At 38.2% G+C, this 18,910-nt stretch carries 18 protein-coding genes; 12 read left to right on the forward strand and 6 right to left on the reverse strand.

Going from position 1 to position 18,910, the window contains the following annotated elements; all coding sequences use genetic code 11:
- Window positions 1–138: 138 nt before the first annotated feature.
- Both AADJ06_RS06225 and AADJ06_RS06230 read right to left on the reverse strand, forming a co-directional pair.
- Entirely contained in the window at window positions 139–1,155 is a 1,017-nt protein-coding gene (locus AADJ06_RS06225; RefSeq protein ID WP_341225547.1) for a hypothetical protein, read from the reverse strand.
- 135 nt (window positions 1,156–1,290) lie between these two features.
- Window positions 1,291–2,193, reverse strand: a complete 903-nt coding sequence (locus AADJ06_RS06230; protein WP_341225548.1) for a TIM barrel protein — start codon at window positions 2,191–2,193, stop codon at window positions 1,291–1,293.
- Between the two features lie 147 nt (window positions 2,194–2,340).
- On the opposite strand from AADJ06_RS06230, the gene AADJ06_RS06235 reads away from it, so the two are divergent.
- Window positions 2,341–3,387, forward strand: coding sequence for a 6-bladed beta-propeller (locus AADJ06_RS06235; RefSeq protein ID WP_341225549.1), 1,047 nt, complete (start codon window positions 2,341–2,343; stop codon window positions 3,385–3,387).
- 284 nt (window positions 3,388–3,671) lie between these two features.
- Here AADJ06_RS06235 and AADJ06_RS06240 read toward each other — a convergent pair whose 3' ends face one another.
- From AADJ06_RS06240 to AADJ06_RS06250, 3 genes are all read right to left on the reverse strand, one after another.
- Window positions 3,672–4,418, reverse strand: a complete 747-nt coding sequence (locus tag AADJ06_RS06240) for an SDR family NAD(P)-dependent oxidoreductase (protein WP_341225654.1) — start codon at window positions 4,416–4,418, stop codon at window positions 3,672–3,674.
- A gap of 68 nt (window positions 4,419–4,486) precedes the next feature.
- Window positions 4,487–4,834: a gliding motility protein GldC gene (gene gldC / locus AADJ06_RS06245; RefSeq protein ID WP_341225550.1), complete on the reverse strand. Its 348-nt coding sequence runs from the start codon at window positions 4,832–4,834 to the stop codon at window positions 4,487–4,489.
- Window positions 4,835–4,947: 113 nt separating this feature from the next.
- Entirely contained in the window at window positions 4,948–5,670 is a 723-nt protein-coding gene (locus AADJ06_RS06250; RefSeq protein WP_341225551.1) for a DUF4197 domain-containing protein, read from the reverse strand.
- Window positions 5,671–5,801: 131 nt separating this feature from the next.
- On the opposite strand from AADJ06_RS06250, the gene AADJ06_RS06255 reads away from it, so the two are divergent.
- From AADJ06_RS06255 to AADJ06_RS06305, 11 genes are all read left to right on the forward strand, one after another.
- Entirely contained in the window at window positions 5,802–7,055 is a 1,254-nt protein-coding gene (locus AADJ06_RS06255; protein ID WP_341225552.1) for a competence/damage-inducible protein A, read from the forward strand.
- A 13-nt stretch (window positions 7,056–7,068) separates the two neighbouring features.
- On the forward strand, window positions 7,069–8,301 hold the full coding sequence (locus tag AADJ06_RS06260; protein ID WP_341225553.1) for a dihydrolipoamide acetyltransferase family protein: 1,233 nt from the start codon (window positions 7,069–7,071) through the stop codon (window positions 8,299–8,301).
- Window positions 8,302–8,304: 3 nt separating this feature from the next.
- Window positions 8,305–9,735 (forward strand): MBOAT family O-acyltransferase, encoded by a 1,431-nt coding sequence (locus AADJ06_RS06265; RefSeq protein WP_341225554.1) that lies wholly within the window; start codon window positions 8,305–8,307, stop codon window positions 9,733–9,735.
- The gene (locus tag AADJ06_RS06270; protein WP_341225555.1) at window positions 9,736–10,740 is read left to right on the forward strand and encodes a hypothetical protein; all 1,005 of its coding nucleotides are present in this window, start codon (window positions 9,736–9,738) and stop codon (window positions 10,738–10,740) included.
- A 1,098-nt stretch (window positions 10,741–11,838) separates the two neighbouring features.
- Window positions 11,839–12,732, forward strand: a complete 894-nt coding sequence (locus AADJ06_RS06275; RefSeq protein ID WP_341225556.1) for a c-type cytochrome — start codon at window positions 11,839–11,841, stop codon at window positions 12,730–12,732.
- Window positions 12,732–13,139, forward strand: coding sequence for a DsrE family protein (locus tag AADJ06_RS06280; RefSeq protein WP_341225557.1), 408 nt, complete (start codon window positions 12,732–12,734; stop codon window positions 13,137–13,139). Before AADJ06_RS06275 ends, AADJ06_RS06280 begins: the two co-directional genes overlap by 1 nt.
- 84 nt (window positions 13,140–13,223) lie before the next feature.
- Entirely contained in the window at window positions 13,224–14,570 is a 1,347-nt protein-coding gene (locus AADJ06_RS06285; protein ID WP_341225558.1) for a hypothetical protein, read from the forward strand.
- A gap of 16 nt (window positions 14,571–14,586) precedes the next feature.
- Window positions 14,587–15,153 carry a YeeE/YedE thiosulfate transporter family protein gene (locus tag AADJ06_RS06290; RefSeq protein ID WP_341225559.1) on the forward strand — a complete coding sequence of 189 codons (567 nt, stop codon included), beginning with the start codon at window positions 14,587–14,589 and terminating at the stop codon, window positions 15,151–15,153.
- 2 nt (window positions 15,154–15,155) lie between these two features.
- On the forward strand, window positions 15,156–15,638 hold the full coding sequence (locus AADJ06_RS06295; RefSeq protein WP_341225560.1) for a DUF6691 family protein: 483 nt from the start codon (window positions 15,156–15,158) through the stop codon (window positions 15,636–15,638).
- A gap of 75 nt (window positions 15,639–15,713) precedes the next feature.
- A complete protein-coding gene (locus AADJ06_RS06300; protein WP_341225561.1) occupies window positions 15,714–16,508 on the forward strand; it encodes a sulfite exporter TauE/SafE family protein in 795 nt (264 codons plus the stop codon).
- A 47-nt stretch (window positions 16,509–16,555) separates the two neighbouring features.
- On the forward strand, window positions 16,556–17,962 hold the full coding sequence (locus tag AADJ06_RS06305) for a rhodanese-like domain-containing protein (protein ID WP_341225562.1): 1,407 nt from the start codon (window positions 16,556–16,558) through the stop codon (window positions 17,960–17,962).
- Between the two features lie 93 nt (window positions 17,963–18,055).
- Here AADJ06_RS06305 and AADJ06_RS06310 read toward each other — a convergent pair whose 3' ends face one another.
- Window positions 18,056–18,868, reverse strand: a complete 813-nt coding sequence (locus tag AADJ06_RS06310; RefSeq protein ID WP_341225563.1) for a hypothetical protein — start codon at window positions 18,866–18,868, stop codon at window positions 18,056–18,058.
- Window positions 18,869–18,910 lie beyond the last annotated feature (42 nt).

An 18,910-nucleotide genomic window follows, 5' to 3' on the forward strand; every position in this document is an offset into this window, starting at 1 on the left:
GGAATAGTTTTATGAACAAAACAGCTGTCAATAACAATTGTTTTGAATGGAAATATATGGTCAAAGCATAAACCAAAAAAAGTGACCCTGGAAAACCAGAGCCACTTTAACGCTAAACATATTAACCCAAACAATCAATTAATTCTTATATAGGTATACAGAAGAAGCTGATGCTAGTGTTTGGTCCATACTTGGAGTTAAATTCCCTCCAGAACCAATGTTTGAGAAAGCTAAAATTCTTCCGCCTCCGTTTCCAGCTTCTGCTATATAAACTGTTCCAGTTTCACCATCGTAAGCCACATCTACAGGATTACCTAATTTTGTATTGCTACCACTTACTCTTATTTGGTCTGAAAGTGCTATAGTTCCACCAGAAGATGTTGAGTTAAATTTGCTCATAAAGTCCCCTATCACATGGAATCCACCGTCATCTTGTCCGTTAGATGCTGCAGCAATATCCGTAAGTACCATTGTTCCAGTCATGCTATCATAAGTTAAACCATGTGTTCTTACTAAACCTTCTATAGCTACCGTTTTAGATGCACTCATAGATGTGGTAGAACTATTTGAAAGGAAATCAGTATACACAGCTAGCTTATTTTCTGTGTCTACCACAGCGTATAGGTCGTTTCCTATAAAAGTGATACCCCAAAGCTTTATATCAGTTGTGATAGTATTTCTCAAGGTAAAACTGTTTCCAGATTTTTGATAAACGAAAAGCCTACCATCTTTGGTAGCATCGTTTCCATCTGCATCTGCATTATCAGCAACTACATAAAGGTTGCCATTAACAGCAAGCTCTCTTGGACTAGTCATATCACTAGTACCTGATAAATCTACATTCACATCAATGATTCCGCCAACAGAGGTACTAGCCATAGCTGTAAAACCTTCAATACTGTTATTAGATCTTGAAACTTGAAACACAGAACTTCCGTCATAGTAGGCTCCATCAGCAGCCGTAGAGGACGTTTTCAAAGTAGTAGAAGTAGTAGAAGAACCACTAACATCATAAACTGTAACATTACCGTCTGAGTTATTGGTAGCATAAATACTAACCATAGATGGCGTTACTTCATTTTCGTTGTCGTCACAGGAAGTTAGGAAAACAGCCGTTCCTAAAATCATTCCTAAAGTCATTTTTAAGTTTTTCATAATTTGAGATTGTTTAGGCCTCATGTACGCCTAGGCTCAAAATATAGATCGACTCAAATACCCCTAAATGACGAATAAAGACTTTCTATCGACAAAGTTACCAAATACTTCTACCTATCTAATAAACTTTAAGCCTTATGTTCCAAAACAAGCCTTTAAAGCCTCTAAACCTTCCTTATGGGCCGAAATTGCCGTAAAGTTTTCAGTACTCTCCTTTTCAATACTTTGCTCCAAAACAATATGAGCATGAATATTCTTAGCACCTAAGTATTCCGCGGCTTTATTATAATCAATATCCCCATTTACAGTAAACTCTTCTTTCCATACACCACTTTCAGACTGACGAATATGGAGCTCTACTATCCTATCCTCATACATTTTCATTATATCAAACACCGCAATTTCAGAATCTCTAGAACCTCTAAATATCCAATGAAGGTCAAAACAGAAACCAACATTTTCAGGGCGAGTGTTTTGAAGCATGTGGTGAATCTCTTTAGCTCCTGCCAGCATTTCCGTAGTATGCGTATGGTATGCCAGTTTTATTCCCATTTTTCTTAATTCGGCACCCAGTTTATCCAAAGCTTTCACCTGCCTTTTTAACTGTTCATCCGTCTTGAATATTTCTTTGTTCCAATCAATAGGATTAGGGTTGGTAACAATAATTTTAGTACCATACGCCCTCACTACCTTTGCTATCTCTAGGATGGTCTTGATAGATTTATCCTCCTCCCCTTCTACATGTAAAACACTGTTTACATAAATAGACGGCATCTTTATGTCAAATTTCTTTAAAACAGAAATCAAGCGTTTAGCCATTTCTGGGCTTGTAATACTGTACTCAATGTTTTTAAAACCCGACTTAGAAAATTGCGTCAAATCAAAATCTAAGTCTTCGCCCCAAACTTTCCCCTCTCTTTTAAAGAAAGTACGCCAGTTATAAGAACTGCATGAAAAAACGTTCTCGTTATTTTCTATTTGAAGCTTATTTACCACAGCCACAGCAGGTACTGTAGCCAAAAATGTTCTCCTTTTCATATATTATATAGGGTTCAATATTTAATACTAGCTAAAATTCTTCCTTAATATTGGCAATTGCAAAATTATCACAGCCAGAAAATCAGAAATAAATCAAACAACCTTTGACTTAAAAACGCTAATTTTATAGCAAATCAACCTATAAATATGACATACCTCAGCAGAAGAAACGCCTTAAAACTCACTGGAACAGCCCTATTGGGTTTAGGTACCAGCAATTTTAGTTTTGGAATGAATGATGAAATTTTAATTGGCCATGGCGACTTTAAATACAAAGTCAATATGGGATGGGGAATGTTAGACGCAGGAAAAAATCCTGTAAACGACTGCCACGAAATGGTGGAAGACAGCTCAGGAAGGTTATTTATGCTGACCAACGAGACAAAAAACAATGTCTTAATTTATAGTAAAAATGGAAAACTACTGGACTCATGGGGACATACCTACCCTGGTGCTCATGGTTTAACAATAGCTGGTGAAGGCTCAGACCAATTTCTTCTTATATGTGACAATAACCGTCACCAGGTCATCAAAACGGACCTAAAAGGAAATGAAATTTTCAAAATAGAGTATCCTAAAGAAACTGGTGAATACGAATACCCAACTCAGTTTGTCCCTACAGAGTCTGCTGTAGACAAAGAAACCGGCGAAATATATGTGGTAGATGGCTACGGCCTAAACTTCGTGATAGTATACGACCAAAACGGAAAATACCTGAGACATTGGGGTGGCCGGGGAGAAGGAAATTATCAATACAAGTGTAACCACGGCGTTCTTATAGATGAAAGAAAAGGACAAGAAAGAAGTTTAATTATAACTTCGCGTCAAGAAAACTGCTGGAAACGTTACAGCATGAATGGTAAATTTCAAGAAAGAATAGAAATGCCTGGTAGCTTTATTTGCCGACCAGTTATGAGAGGAGAGAATCTTTATGGAGCGGTTTTTCGTTCAACTTTGGAATCGAACCAAAACTCTGGTTACGTACAAATAGTTGATAAAAACAATAAGGTAGTAAGTACGCCAGGTGGTAGTAAGCCCGTTTATGAAAACGGTAAATTAAATGCCCAAAAGAAAGAAGACCCTGCCAATGTATTCATGCATCCGCATGATGTATATGTAGACGCTGACGAGAATATTTACATTGCCCAATGGGCGTCTGAGAAAACCTATCCTATTAAATTGGAAAGGGTTTAGCAATAGATGTTTGTCATGATTTTGGCATTTCGGCCAAAATCCCGCCAAACGAAATTGCGGCTTCGATTTTCCAAAAGGGTTACACCCTTTTTCTACCGAGATTTAGCCCCTAAGGGGCTAGAAACACGGCTTACATAAAGTCTCTGGATTTTTTGATAACAGCCTATTCCGCTGCAAACTGCCCCGTAGGGGCATAACATCGGTAAAAAAATCAAAACTGAAAACCCTCCGTTTTGGCGTGTCTTTTTGTCCTCAAAGCAAAAAGCATGACAAAACGGTTTTTCTTACTTCCTGTAAACTGTAGTAGGTGCGGCTTGTGCCTTAGCGTAGATAGTCATATCAGCTATTGTCACATGGTCTGGGACAGAAACAGCATAGGCGATAGCATCCGCGATATCCTCTGCCAGTAAAGGTTCAAAACCCGCATACACACTCTTCGCTTTAGCCTTATCTCCCTTAAAGCGAATTTCAGAAAACTCTGTTTCTACCGCTCCAGGTGCAATGTTTGTGACTTTCACCCCGTGCTCTGTATGGTCTAATCTTATTCCTTCCGATATCGCTTCCACCGCTTTTTTAGTGGCACAGTACACTGTACCGTTAGCATAGGTTTGTTTCCCTGCTACCGAACTCAGGTTTACTACATGACCGCTTCCTCTTTCCACCATTCCTGGCAAAACGGCTTTGGTTACATATAAAAGGCCAGTCACGTTACTATCCATCATAGCATCCCAGTCTGCCAAGGCTCCTTCTGCCACTGGGCCATGCCCGTGAGCATTTCCAGCATTATTTACCAAAATATCAATATTTTTAAAGCTTTCAGGTAGCGAACCAATAGCTTTTAAAACAGCATCTTTATCTCTTACATCAAAAGTTAAAATGGTACTTTCTACACGAAGGTCATGTTGAAGTTCTTCTAGCTTCTCCTTTCTTCTTCCGCATAAAACTAAGCGAATATTAAGTTTAGCTAAAGCTATGGCTGTGGCTTTTCCTATTCCAGAAGAGGCACCTGTTATTAAAGCAGTTTTCATGATATCTTGGGTTTGATTGACTTAAAACAAAAATCCCAAGATTCTGTGAGAAACTTGGGATTTTTAAGAAATTATTGTTGTTGCTGTTGCTGTGCCTGCTCTTCAAGGTGTTTTGTTATTTCCTTTCCAGCAGAGTGAAGTACTTCAATAACCTTAGGGTCATTTGTGCTATCTTTTATCATTTGAGCCAAATTACCTATCAAATCCACCGTGAAATGATTCATCTCATCTACTGGCATATCTTTGGTCCAAAGGTTAATTCCTAAAAGGCCTTTGTGGTATTGGTCCCAAACACCCACACAAATGGCTTTGGTCTCATTTATACCCTCATTTGGGTTTTCTGTAGCGTCCCAAAAAATCTTATCTGGAATTCTATTGTCGTCTAACTCTACGGTTATATTAATTTCTGATTTGTTCATTCAGCGTTTATTTTTTTGCAAAGGTAATTTTTTGGAGGCAATCATTCCCCAATAACAGTCGCAAAACATTGGACTCTTTAAAATAGTTTAGTCAAAATCAATATTTGATTTACCTAAAGATTACTACCAAAAACCTTTTTCAATAAATCAGACGTTCTAGCCAAAGGGTCTTTTCTGATTTTGGCTTCCTCCTCTGCTATCATGATAAACAAACCATCGATGGCTTTTTGCGTAGCATAACCCACTAAATCTGGGTCTACCTTTTTAGTGAAAGGTATTTGATTATAGGTATTTGCCAAATCTGAGTAATTCTTGGTAGCTCCAGTTTTTGACAAAGCTTTTTCCACTACAGGAGAGAACAAATTAGTCAATTCAGCTGTAGTTGTTCTTGTTAAATATTGCGTTGCTGCATCTTGCTCACCTTTCAGGATACTAAGAGCATCCGTAATGGTCATTTGCTTAATAGCACTTACAAATATTGGTTTGGCTTCTTTGGCAGCCTCTTCAGCACCATGATTAAGGGCCATTACAAATTTATCAACCTCGTTTCCAAGACCTATCTTACGCAAAGCTGTTTCTACTCGCTGCACATCTTCAGGAAAAGGAATTTTGATTTTAGCATTACCCAAGTAGCCATTTTCTTTTGAAACCACATCAGCCCCTACAGATGCACCCTTTACCAAAGCCTCTTTTAAGCCTGCGGCAATATCATCACTACTTAATGCACCTCCAGAACTACCTAAAACAGCCTCGGCTACTTTGCCTAGGTTAATGCCTTGTGCACAGGAATTGAGCATAAAAGAAGAAAATAGAAGTGCTATAAATACTTTTTTCATTTTTGAATTATTGGTTTATAAGAAGTGTTAATTGGAAAATTGACCGATTTTCGGGAAATTTGACCCAATTTAGTAACGCAAAAATAGCTAGGGTATTCTTTTGACCAAGCCCAATTAATATTTATTAATATATGAAGCATATCAATGCTGAAGTAATTACCATCGGAGATGAGATTTTATACGGTCAAATTACAGATACAAATAGCCAGTGGATAAGTGGCGAATTAGATAAAATTGGCGTACGAACTATTCGTAAAACCAGTATTGGTGACGAAAAACAAGAGATTCTTGACATTCTCACAGAAGCTCAAAAAAGAGCTGATATCTTAATTTTTACGGGTGGCTTAGGCCCGACCAAAGATGATATTACCAAAAAGACCATTGCTGAGTTTTTCAATGACACCTTAGCTTTAAATGAAACCGCTCTGGAAAATGTCAGAGAGCTTTTCGAAAGCAGGGGTTTTGAATTGACCGAAATAAACAGGCAACAGGCCTTTATTCCTACTAAAGCTACCTACCTAAATAATGCAGTAGGAACAGCTCCTGGCATGTGGTTTAATGAAAACGGCAAGATTATCGTGTCAATGCCGGGTGTACCTTTTGAAATGAAATACCTGATGGAAAATGAGGTATTACCACGACTCAGAAAACATTTCAAAACGCCGTTTATCCTTCATAAAATTATCAGGACTATAGGTATAGGTGAATCATTTTTAGCTTCCAAAATTGAAAATTGGGAAGATGCCTTACCTCCACATATCAAATTAGCTTACCTACCAAGTTTAGGTCAAGTAAAGTTAAGATTGACTGGTTTTGGTGATGATAAAGAAAAACTAAAGGCGGATATTGAAGCGGAAGCCGAAAAAGTTTATCCAACTTTAGGTAAAAACCTTTTCAGTAAAGATAATGAGGAATTAGAGTTAGTTTTGGCAGATTTGCTGCTTAAAGAAAAAGCTACTTTGGCTACCGCCGAAAGCTGTACAGGTGGTTATTTGGCTCATACCCTTACGGCTAATTCAGGTAGTTCTGCTTATTATTTAGGCTCTGTAATTTCATATTCCAATGAAGCCAAGATGGATTTACTTGGGGTAAAAAAAGAAACTTTAGAAGCACACGGTGCTGTATCTGAAGAAACTGTGATTCAAATGGCAGAAGGAGCTAGAAAAGCATTAAATAGCACATATGCTTTAGCCACAAGTGGCATAGCGGGCCCAGGAGGTGGAACAGATGAGAAACCAGTAGGAACCATTTGGATAGCCTGTGCTGGTCCAGAAAAAACGGTAGCAAAAAAGATATTGTCTACCAAAACACGTTTAGTAAATATCCAATACGGCAGCAAGTCAGCTTTGGGTTTACTAAGAAAAATGATTTTAAAGGAAATTTGATTTAAGATAATCAATGGCAGAAATAAAAATGAAATTGCCCTCTATGGGCGAAAGTATCTTCGAGTGTACTATTCTTAATTGGTTAGTAAAAGAAGGAGATACGGTGGCAGTAGATGACATGGTTTTAGAAGTAGCAACGGATAAAATCGATACGGAAATAGGCTCTACGCATACTGGTAAAATTATCAAGTTTTTAGTACAACCTGGAGAAGTAGCGTCTATAGGGAAGCCATACTGCATTATAGAAAGTGATGGAGAGGCTCCACAAGAAGAAAACATAGCAGAAGAGCTAGAAGAAAGTATTTCTGAAATAGATGTTCAAATAAAAGAGCCTGTAAGCAAAAGTACCGGCGACAAATACTTTTCTCCTTTAGTATTAAGTATAGCCAAAGAAGAAGGGATAAGTAAAAGTGAGCTGGGCCAAATAGATGGCTCCGGCATGCATGGTAGAGTTACTAAGGATGATATACTAGCTTATATTAAAAAAGGTAAAAAAGGAAACACGTTCAAGCTTCAAAAAGAAGAATTTACCGCAGGAGAAGACACCGTCATAGAAATGGATAGGCTCAGAATGATGATTTCTGACCGTATGATAAGTTCAAAAAGGACTGCCGCTCACGTAGCCTCTTTCCATGAAACAGATATGACGCCAATAGTAAGATGGCGTGAAAACAATAAAGATGCTTTCTTTAAAAAATATGGTGAAAAAATAACCTTCACCCCTATTTTGATAGAAGCCGTGGCTAAGGCTATCAGAAACTTCCCGATGATTAATATTCAAGTGGATGTACCTAGAATTATCAAAAAAGGAGACATCAATATTGGTATGGCAGTAGCCCTGCCCAATGGTAATCTTATAGTACCAGTCATTCATCATGCCGACCAGTATGATTTACCTGACTTGGCAAAGAAGGTTAATGACCTTGCTTTAAGAGCCAGAAATAACAAGCTAAAACCTGATGAACTAATGGGCGGAACTTACACCATTAGTAATATTGGAATGTTTGGAAACTTAGCCGGCACACCTATTATTATGCAGCCGCAGGTAGCCATTATGGCCTTTGGTAAAATAGCCAAAAGAGCCTCTGTGATAGAAACGCCAGACGGAGATATGATTGGCGTTCGTCAAAAAATGGTCATTTCTCACTCTTATGACCACAGAATAGTCGATGGTTCTTTGGGTGGTCTGTTTGTTAAGCAGGTTTCTGATAATCTTGAAAACTTTGACACCCACAGAGTAATATAAAGCATGGTTTTTAACTCCTTCGCTTTTCTTATTTTCTTTCCGCTGGTAACGCTGCTTTATTTTTGGTTACCTCACAAATATAGATGGTGGCTACTTTTAGCATCCAGCTGTGTTTTCTATGCTTGGTTTAAGGTCTCTTATCTTTTGATACTGGTCTTCACCATTATAGTGGACTATTTTGCGGGTTTGTGGATAGAAAGAGAACAAGGAAAAAGACGGAAATGGGCTTTGGTGATTTCGATTTTGGCCAATGTGGGTGTCCTAGCCGTTTTTAAATATGCCAATTTCATGATAGGAACGGTTAATGCCGTTCTTTTTAGAGTTGGTCAAGAAACCTTTGACCTTTGGGAAATTTTATTGCCAATTGGCCTCAGCTTTCACACCTTTCAAGCCATGAGCTATACCATAGAGGTGTACCGTGGCAGAGTGCCAGCAGAGCATAATATTTTCAGATATGCCCTTTACGTGATGTTTTACCCTCAGCTGGTCGCTGGACCTATTGAGCGTCCGCAAAATGTCATTTATCAGTTTTACGAAGAGCACAAATTTGATTTCCAACGTGTAGTAAGCGGTCTTAGACTCATGCTTTGGGGCATGTTTAAGAAAGTGGTGATAGCAGATAGGCTCGCCATTTTTGTTGATTTAGTTTATGACAATCCTTACGAATACAGTGGTATGCCTATTATCATTGCCACCATATTTTTCGGTTTTCAGATTTTCTGTGATTTCTCTGGCTATACTGATATCGGCTTAGGAGCAGCCAGAGTCATGGGTTTTGATCTCATGAAAAACTTTGACAGGCCATACTTTTCAAAGAGTATTTCGGAGTTTTGGCGTAGATGGCACATTTCACTTTCCACCTGGTTTAAAGACTACGTTTACATTCCTATGGGCGGAAACAGAGTTTCCAATTTCCGTAAATACTTTAACCTCTTCTTTATCTTTATGATAAGTGGGCTGTGGCACGGAGCCAGCTGGAACTTTGTCATTTGGGGTTCTTTACATGGTGTTTATCAAATAGTTGGTAGGTTTACGGGCGAGTTCCAGAAGAAAGTAATAGGACTTCTTAAAAATGAAACCTTAGAAAAAATGATACATGCCAGTATTGTATTTTTCTTGGTAAGTATAGCTTGGGTATTTTTTAGAGCCCGTCAATTTGGCGAATCCATGTATCTATTGAAAAACATGGCGGCAAAATCAAGTCATAGCTTTACCGAAATAGTTAACCTGATTGGTCAGCAAGACTTAATAGTGGCCATATTAGCCGTAGCACTAATGGAAAGAGTACATTGGATGCAAAGAAACATCAATATAGCCGAGTGGTTTGATGCCAAACCAAAATGGCAAAGATGGAGTGGCTATTACCTTTTATTGGGGGCTATTGTCTTTTTCGCAGTTTATTCTAATACGCAGTTCATTTACTTTCAATTCTAAATGGAGCAAAGAAAACAATTCCTTATTTTCTTAAAGAAACTACTCGTTTTTGGTAGTCCGATGCTTCTTTTGGTGGCTTCCTACTTTGTTTTTGACCCTTTTCACGTAGTCAGAAATTATGAAGCCTACCCTGATAATTATCTAGAGAGTTATAACCGAAACAGAATTAGCACGCAGGTTTTCTTAAACAATAACGCCGAGCAAGATTATAAATCATTCGTTTTTGGAAGTTCAAAGAGTAGCGTTTTCTACACGGAAGACTGGGCAAAATATATAGGCGACCCAAATCCTTATCATTTTGATGCTTCCAACGAAATTATCTCAGGAATAGCGAGCAAAATTGACTTTATAGACCAGCAAGGAAACGACATCAAAAACGCTCTAGTCATTTTTGATGGGGAAACTTTTAATTCTACCATAGATACCGCCAATTCTATAATCCATATTCAAGATTATAACTGGAGTGGGCAGCATCCGTTTCTTTATCAATTGGTGTTTTTTAAGGCATTCTTTAAAGACATGTACTTCGTCAAATTCTTTGACAAGCTTATTTTCAAAAAGTACCGAGCATATATGTATGGAGCTTTTGAAAACAAACACATGCTTTACACGCCCGTAAACAATGATTTCATTTTTCAGGGATACATAGACCAACTAAAGGAAGATTCTTTAGCTTATTATAATCGCGATTTGTTTTACAAAAGAAGTGAGGAAGAAACAACAGCAAGTGCGGGTATAAAACCTTACCAGGTCAATTATCTCAATAACATGAAGGCCATTTTTGATAAACACGGCACCAAGTATAAAATAGTTTTTGGACCAAATTATGACCAAAAGCTAGTTAATCCAGAGGATTTGGCCATCGTCAATAAGATTTTTGGCAATGCCAATGTCTATGATTTCACAGGGCAGAATGAGCTGACCAATCCCCTACCAAACTACTACGAAATCTACCATTATAAACCTACCGTAGCCAGAAAGGTTTTGGAGGAGATTTATCAATAGAGCTTTTACATTTGAAGATTACTTTTGTCACCTTTTTTTACGAAAAAAGTCGCCAAAAATAAATGGATATTCGCTTTGTATTCTACCAATATTTAACCCCTACGGGGTATGAATAACCCATCAAATCTTCCTGAAAAATATCGCTAAATACCATTTGAGGAATAGTTTTGTCTTTTTTTTGCATGAATGGCAAAAAGATCGCCTAAACCAACATTTGGGATTTTCGTCTACATGAATTTTATCCTTTTTTACCCCTTCAGGGTAGGAGGCTACCATAATCTTACCCTTCATTTTCTATTCATATTTTACCCCTTCGGGGTAAGAAACTCCCGTAATTTTCTCTTTCATTTTCTATTCATTTTTCACCCCTTCGGGGTAAGAGACAACAGTAATCTTCTCCATTATTTTCTATTCGTTTTTTACCTCCGCAAAGTAAGAAACCAATTATTCAGCTATAATTCGAAACATGGTAAAAGCGAATAAAGGATAAAACGAGATAAAAATTCGACGATGAAATGTCCCGTAGGGACAAAACATCGGTAGATATAATCAGTTGATAACGAAATGTCTCTTAGCGACGAAACATTGGTAGCAATTAAACATTCAGCAAAAAAAAACGTCCCTTAGGGACGAAGCATCGGCAGACAGAATCTTTCTACAAGAAAATGTCCTGTAGGGACAAAACGTCGGTAGCAATTAAACAATCATCAAAAAAAATGTCCCTTAGGGACGAAACATCGGCAGACAGAATCATTCGACAATGAAATGTCGATAAGCCTACAGCAATACCTTGATAATAAGCCATACCTCCGTAAAAAAAAGTGATTGTAGCTAAAGGCCTAACTTCCATATAAAAAATAGCCAGAAGTAATAGAAAGTCGTCCTTATGTGACAGCTCTCACTTTAGACAAGTTTAGATATACCTAGTTTTAAAACTTCTTAAAGTAATGGCAATTGAAACAAGACGAAAAATTAATCAAAGAGGGTAAAATAATCCTGACAATCCTAAAGCTCTTATTGCTGTTTTTAGTAGGGCTTTACCCTATTATAAAACTCTCCGTATTTTTTTCAGAAAATTGGCCTGAAAAAAATGTACAAATGGAGCCATCAACGCAATACGTACCCGAAATAAAACTAGCTGCAGCTCCATCACAGAATAGAATGAATAGAGCCGAAAACAAAGAACAATTAAAATATGGAGAGGAATTAATACGAAACACAGCTCACTACATAGGTTTTAAAGGGACGGAAAAACAAATAACAAACGGACTTAATTGTCAAAACTGTCATTTGGACGGAGGACAAAAACCATGGGGAAACAATTACCTTTCTGTGGCAGCAAACTATCCTCAAATAAGAAAACGCTCGGGCAAAGAAACAGATGTTTACGGTAGAATAAATGGCTGCTTACAAAGAAGTCTAAACGGCTCCCCATTAGACAGCACCGTTAAGGAAATGAAAGCCATGGCTGCCTATATCCTCTGGTTAGGACAAGACGTTCCAAAAGGAAAAAAAGCAAAGGGTTCTAAGATTTATCCATTAGCATTTTTAGATAGAGCGGCAGACCCTATAGCCGGAAAACCTATTTATGAAAGTAAGTGTGCCAGCTGTCATCAAAGTAGCGGTGAAGGCTTTTTAACACCAGACGGAAGAGCATTTACCTACCCTCCACTATGGGGTCCATTATCTTATAATGACGGTGCAGGTTTGTATCGAATCTCAAAATTTGCCGGCTATATAAAAATGAATATGCCCTTTGGCGTGAGCCATAAAAACCCACAATTAAGTGATGAAGAAGCCTGGGACTTAGCGGCCTATGTAGACAGCATGCCTAGGCCTGAAAAAGATAAAACAAATGATTGGCCAAATATAGCGGACAAACCTATTGACCATCCTTTTGGACCTTTTGCAGATCCTTTTCCTAAGAGTCAGCATAAATATGGTCCATTTAAACCTATTCAAAATTGGTACGAAACTCAAAAAACAAAATAATGAAACAAGCACTCGCTCTTGCCCTAATTTTCCTTGCTTCTCTTGGAGTTCAAGCTCAAGATAAGCACAAAATAGTCTTCCATTTAGCCACAGGAGACACCAAGGAACAGCAATCTCTTACTCGTCAATTAAACAATATGCACAACTACTGGCCAGAGGCAGAAATAGAAGTGGTAATACACGGTGGAGCCATAGCCTTTATGATGAATGAAAAAAGTGTAGCCAAAGAAGCCATTATTAAAAACATGGAAAACGGAGTCGTTTTTGCGGTTTGTCAAAACACGATGAGAGGCAAAAATGTAACAGAGAAAGAGATTATACCAGGTGCCATTTTTGTACCCAATGGAATTGGCGAAATAGTACTTAAACAAGAAGAGGGCTACGCCTACATTAAAGCTGGATATTAAGCTTAGTAAGGCCCATGTGACAAAAGTTACATGTTTCCATTTAGGATGATGATAGCTTTGTAATTCCACTTTTTAGTACTTTCTGTGAAAGCCTTATTACACTTCATCATTACATTTTTGATAGTCTTTCATGTTTCCGCTCAAGAAAATGAGCCAGTGAAGCATGAGAGTCTATCTGCTTTTTTGGCCAAAGGCAAAATAAGTGGTAAAACACGCTTTTACTTCATGGCCACAGACAATGAAAGCACACTCAACGACTACCAAGCTTTAGCTGTAGGAACAGGGATAGCATATGCTACCCCTACATTTAAAGGGTTTTCTGCTGGAATTAGTGGCTTTTTTATAGTCGATGTCTTTTCGTCAGACCTTTCCGTTTTAGACCCATCTACAGAGAATCCTAGCAGATACGAATTAGGCCTTTTTGATGTAACAGCTCCAGAGCAAAAAACTAATCTGACTCGACTGGAAAACCTCTTTATTCAATATGAAAAGAAAAACATCAAACTAAAGTACGGCCAATTCACTCCAAAATACCTTTTCATAAACCCTCAAGACGGAAGAATGAGTCCGACTATGGTTCGTGGTTTTGAAGGGAATTTAAAGACTAATAAATCAAATTTGATGCTTGCATTTATTCATGGAGTATCTCCCCGTTCCACTGTAAGTTGGTATAAGGTTTCTGACACTTTTGGTATATACCCAGTGGGAAGAGCTACTGATGGCACGGCTGGTAATTATCAAGGAAATATTAGTACCCCTGGTATCCTACTAGCCGAATGGAATCAAAAAACAGAAAACGGAATTCAGCTAAAATTAGGCTCTATGTCTGTTCTGGACGTTTTCCAAACTTGGTATACTAATATTGGTCTCAGCAAAAATGGCTGGAATCTAAACGCCATGGGTATTTACCAGCACGCTTTAAACGGAGACACTAACCAATCTTATATTGACAGCGACGAAAAAGCCTTAGTTTTTAGTGGGCAAATATCCAAAGATATTAATAAATGGAAGGCTAGTATCAACTATTCTAGAATAGCCGACAAAGGAAGGTTTTTAATGCCAAGAGAATGGGGACGCGAACCGCTTTATACTTTCTTACCTAGAGAAAGAAACGAAGGTGCCTCAGATGTACATGCCGCGAGTATCAAAATACAAAATACCATATCCAAAGAACTAAACTTTAAGCTAGGCGTAGGCAAATATTGGCTACCCGATGTTACAGATGCTAGTAAAAATAAATATGCCATGCCTTCTTATACGCAAATAAACCTAGAAGGCAACTACGCCTTTCAAGGCTGGTTAAAAGGAGGCACTATAAAAACATTATTTGTCAGGAAAATAGGCACTGAAGACAGCTATGCTAATCCAAAACAAGTTTTCAACAAAGTGAACATGAGCACTTTAAATTTAATTTTCAATTACACTTTCTAACAATCTACTTAATTGTATGCTTGATTTTTTAAAACAACCGTGGCCTTGGTACGTGGCCGGCCCATTGATTGGCCTTACTGTACCTCTTTTATTGCTTTTAGGTAATAAATCACTCGGAATTTCATCTTCTCTTAGGCATGTATGTGCCATGTGTATTCCAGCAGGAATCAAATTCTTTGATTACAACTGGCGTAAAGAAGTTTGGAATCTATTTTTTGTAGTTGGTGTGGCTGGCGGAGCATTTTTAGCCACATTTTTATTGGCAAATCCAGACCCAATTCTCATAGGGGAGCGAACCCATGAATTGCTGCTTTCTTATGGATTGACAGATTTTTCAGGACTAATTCCAAACGAATTATTTGGCACAGCCCAAATACTTTCTTTGAAAGGCTTGATTTTCTTTGTTATTGGTGGCTTTATGGTGGGTTTCGGAACTCGCTATGCAGGTGGCTGCACCAGTGGACACACCATCATGGGCTTATCTAATTTACAGTGGCCTTCTTTAGTAGCTACTTGCTGCTTTATGGTAGGTGGCGTAATCATGACACACTTAATTCTTCCTCACATTTTTAAACTTTTTTGATAATGAATAATACAACAGAAAAACTACCTGAGGCTTGCGAAGCCCCAAACTCTTCAAAATCAAACGAGAGTTTCTTTTCTAACCTCAAGTACCTTCTTATAGGTGCTATGTTTGGTGTGGTCTTTATTAAAGGAGAAATAGTTTCTTGGTTTAGAATTCAGGAGATGTTCCTTTTTGACAGTTTCCATATGTATGGCGTGATTGGCTCTGCCGTTATCACCGGAATTATTTCCGTTTGGCTTATTAAGAAGTTTAATATTAAGACTATAAACGGCGAGCAAGTGGTTATTAATCCTAAGATATTTAACAAAGGACAGATTTACGGCGGACTAATATTTGGACTTGGCTGGGCACTTACCGGAGCATGCCCTGGTCCACTTTATGCACAGTTAGGTGCTGGTTATATGGCTATTATAGTAACTATTCTCTCTGCCATAGCTGGTGTATGGGTATTCGGAAAGTTTCGTGACAAGCTTCCAATGTAGCTATGTAACAAGCGTCACAGGATGCGGAGCATGAAGCAGGTACATTTGTATTAGATAAATCACAAAGAAGAAAAGATGACAGAAATTATAGGATTTGCATTGGCCACAGTAATAGGAATAAGCTTAGGGCTTATTGGCGGTGGCGGAAGCATTTTAACCTTACCAATTTTGGTTTACTTACTGGGTTTTAATCCAGTGCTTAGTACAGCCTACTCGCTTTTCATAGTTGGCTCTACGTCCTTAATTGGTTCGTTTAACTATATGAAGAAGGGCTTAGTGAACTACAAAACGGCCATCATTTTTGCCATTCCTTCTTTTATAGCGGTTTTCTTAACCAGAAAATATTTGATGCCGGCCATACCAGAGGAGTTATTTACTCTAGGTGGCATGGTCATCACTAAAGACCTGGCCATCATGGTGCTTTTTGCCTTAGTAATGTTAATGGCATCTTACTCCATGATTACAGATAACAAACCTGAATCTGACGAAAACGAAGCCCTTAAGTACAAAATCCCGCTGATTGCGGCAGAAGGCTTGGTGGTAGGAACATTGACAGGTGTGGTAGGTGCAGGTGGCGGTTTTTTGATAATACCTGCTTTGGTTTTATTGGTGAGATTGCCCATGAAAATGGCGGTAGGCACCTCCCTTTTGATTATTGCGGCTAAGTCATTAATTGGCTTTGTGGGTGACCTCGGAAACCAAGTAATCGACTGGAACTTCCTTTTGATTTTCACAGGACTTTCCATTGTCGGAATATTTATTGGCACTTATTTGACCAAGTTTATTCCTGGCGGAAAGCTGAAGAAATCCTTTGGATGGTTTGTCTTAATTATGGCTGTTTACATCCTGCTTAAAGAGATTGTACTATAAACTTAATAGAGAAAAATAGAGTTATTTAACTAATAAATATTACATCAATGAAAATAGAACAAATATATACTGGCTGCCTTGCACAAGGAGCGTACTACGTAGAAAGTGAAGGAGAAGTGGCTATTATAGACCCACTACGTGAAGTAGAACCTTACCTAAAAAAAGCCGAAAAAGAGAATCATAAAATCAAGTATGTTTTTGAGACGCATTTCCATGCGGATTTCGTTTCTGGTCACTTAGATTTATCAAAGAAGTCTGGTGCTCCAATAGTTTATGGACCAAACGCCGTAACGGGTTTTGATGCCATTATAGCTACAGACGGACAAACGTTCCAATTAGGTAATGTAAGCATCAAAGTATTACACACTCCGGGACATACCATGGAATCTACCTCTTATCTTTTGATAGACGAGAATGGTAAAGAAACTGCTCTTTTTAGTGGAGATACCCTTTTCATAGGAGATGTAGGAAGACCAGATTTAGCTCAAAAATCAGACTTGACTATTGAAGATTTGGCTGGTCATTTATTTGACTCCCTAAGAAACAAAGTGATGGTACTGCCCGATGACGTTACGGTATATCCTGCTCATGGTGCGGGGTCTGCCTGTGGTAAAAACATGAGTAAAGAAACTACCGACTCGCTGGGCAATCAAAAGCAAACCAACTATGCTTTAAGAGCTAATATGACCAAAGAGGAATTTATAAAAGAGGTAACAGACGGACTAGCTCCACCTCCACAGTATTTCCCTGAAAACGTCAAAATGAACAAAGAAGGTTACGAGTCTATAGACATGGTGATGAACAGAGGTGCTCAGGCTTTAAGCCCTGCCGCTTTTGAAGCTGCTGCTAATGAAACCGGTGCCGTGGTTTTAGATACCCGCGACGCTCAGGACTTTGCAGCCGGATTTATCCCGAATGCCATAAACATAGGCCTTAACGGCCAGTTTGCCCCGTGGGTAGGTGCTTTAATTCCAGATTTAAGACAAGAGATTCTTTTAATTACCGAGCCTGGTAAAGAAGAAGAAACCGTGATTAGACTAGCCAGAGTGGGTTATGATAACACCATTGGCTATATAAAAGGTGGTTTTGAGGCATGGAAAGAAAGCGGTGCCGAAGTAGACACTATAGAGTCTATAGATGTAAGCGAGCTAGCCAAAAGAATGGAAGGCGACATCAATGTAATAGATGTGAGAAGACCTGGCGAATACGAAGCGGAGCACGTAGAAGATGTGCCAAACTTTCCCTTAGATTTCATCAATGATAACATGGCAGAGCTAGACCGTGACAAAAAATACACCATTCACTGTGCAGGTGGCTACCGCTCTATGATGGCAGCTAGTATCTTAAAAGCCAGAGGCTATGAGGTGGTGGATGTAATGGGTGGCTTTGGAGCCATTAACAAATCAGGTTTGTTTAACACAACGGCCTACGTTTGCCCAAGTACTTTGAAGTAAAACCCCTAATATAGTGACTCCCCTAATTAGTTTTAGGGGAGTTTTTTTTGTTTTTGGGGCTGTCTAAAAAAAGGAAGACTACAGTAGCTGTATTTAATATTCGTAAAATTCTTTTATAGTAAAATTGAACTCTTCTTCTTTAGGCTTAATTAAAGAGTTCAAATAATACCTGTGAAAATAACCATTCAATACGATTATTTTCTTACCATGATATTCTCTAACAAAGTGCAAAATATTTTTAGACATTGTTTGGTTTCTTAAATCCCAAAATTCTGATGCCTTTTTGAAACCTTCAAAATAACTAATGCTATCACCATCACTTTTAACGTAATATGTGTCGGAGAAAATCGGATATTCAGACATGATGCCCAAAAGTTTTTTATAATGATATTTTTGCCTGACTTTAGCAGCTTTATCTGTTTCAGGATTATTAAAGGCTCGGGCCCCTAAATAGGCAAATGAATTAAGGGTATCATTTGCTTCAAGGAAGTTTTGGTAAATTCGATTATCCAACGAGTTCAACTGTTTATTTCTATAAAGACTATCCAATAATTCGAATGCTTTGCTATCTGTTGGTCGAGACCCAATTTTTATTCTGTATTCATTTCTACCTGTGAATTCGTATGGCCTTACATCCACATCAAAGTTGTTCATGTATTTTACAGTAGCAATATTTTCATTGCTTTCCCACGTTTTCTTAAAGTCAAACTCTTTGTTAAAGAATGAAGAATCCACCTCGAAAAGTATCAAGTCCGGCTTGACCTTAGTCAAGATATTGTAAAGGCTATCAGGTGTGAAATTTTGGACAGGTTGATGAACAGTTCCAAGAAGCACCAATTCAGTTCTTTTACTTGTACAACTGCAAAAAAGCAAGCCAATAAAAATAAATTCTAAAAATCTTTTCATTTTAATAGGTTCTCAATATTGCTATCAACGGTTAGTATATGA

It is taken from the genome of uncultured Arcticibacterium sp., from assembly GCF_964021845.1.
Taxonomy (GTDB): Bacteria; Bacteroidota; Bacteroidia; order Cytophagales; family Spirosomataceae; genus Arcticibacterium.

Bases quoted from the DNA above. Each gene is read 5' to 3' on its own strand.
- AADJ06_RS06225 (WP_341225547.1), bottom strand. From the start codon at position 1,155: ATGAAAAACTTAAAAATGACTTTAGGAATGATTTTAGGAACGGCTGTT.
- AADJ06_RS06230 (WP_341225548.1), bottom strand. From the start codon at position 2,193: ATGAAAAGGAGAACATTTTTGGCTACAGTACCTGCTGTGGCTGTGGTA.
- AADJ06_RS06235 (WP_341225549.1), top strand. From the start codon at position 2,341: ATGACATACCTCAGCAGAAGAAACGCCTTAAAACTCACTGGAACAGCC.
- gldC (WP_341225550.1), bottom strand. From the start codon at position 4,834: ATGAACAAATCAGAAATTAATATAACCGTAGAGTTAGACGACAATAGA.
- AADJ06_RS06250 (WP_341225551.1), bottom strand. From the start codon at position 5,670: ATGAAAAAAGTATTTATAGCACTTCTATTTTCTTCTTTTATGCTCAAT.
- AADJ06_RS06255 (WP_341225552.1), top strand. From the start codon at position 5,802: ATGAAGCATATCAATGCTGAAGTAATTACCATCGGAGATGAGATTTTA.
- AADJ06_RS06260 (WP_341225553.1), top strand. From the start codon at position 7,069: ATGGCAGAAATAAAAATGAAATTGCCCTCTATGGGCGAAAGTATCTTC.
- AADJ06_RS06265 (WP_341225554.1), top strand. From the start codon at position 8,305: ATGGTTTTTAACTCCTTCGCTTTTCTTATTTTCTTTCCGCTGGTAACG.
- AADJ06_RS06270 (WP_341225555.1), top strand. From the start codon at position 9,736: ATGGAGCAAAGAAAACAATTCCTTATTTTCTTAAAGAAACTACTCGTT.
- AADJ06_RS06275 (WP_341225556.1), top strand. From the start codon at position 11,839: ATGGAGCCATCAACGCAATACGTACCCGAAATAAAACTAGCTGCAGCT.
- AADJ06_RS06280 (WP_341225557.1), top strand. From the start codon at position 12,732: ATGAAACAAGCACTCGCTCTTGCCCTAATTTTCCTTGCTTCTCTTGGA.
- AADJ06_RS06290 (WP_341225559.1), top strand. From the start codon at position 14,587: ATGCTTGATTTTTTAAAACAACCGTGGCCTTGGTACGTGGCCGGCCCA.
- AADJ06_RS06295 (WP_341225560.1), top strand. From the start codon at position 15,156: ATGAATAATACAACAGAAAAACTACCTGAGGCTTGCGAAGCCCCAAAC.
- AADJ06_RS06300 (WP_341225561.1), top strand. From the start codon at position 15,714: ATGACAGAAATTATAGGATTTGCATTGGCCACAGTAATAGGAATAAGC.
- AADJ06_RS06305 (WP_341225562.1), top strand. From the start codon at position 16,556: ATGAAAATAGAACAAATATATACTGGCTGCCTTGCACAAGGAGCGTAC.
- AADJ06_RS06310 (WP_341225563.1), bottom strand. From the start codon at position 18,868: ATGAAAAGATTTTTAGAATTTATTTTTATTGGCTTGCTTTTTTGCAGT.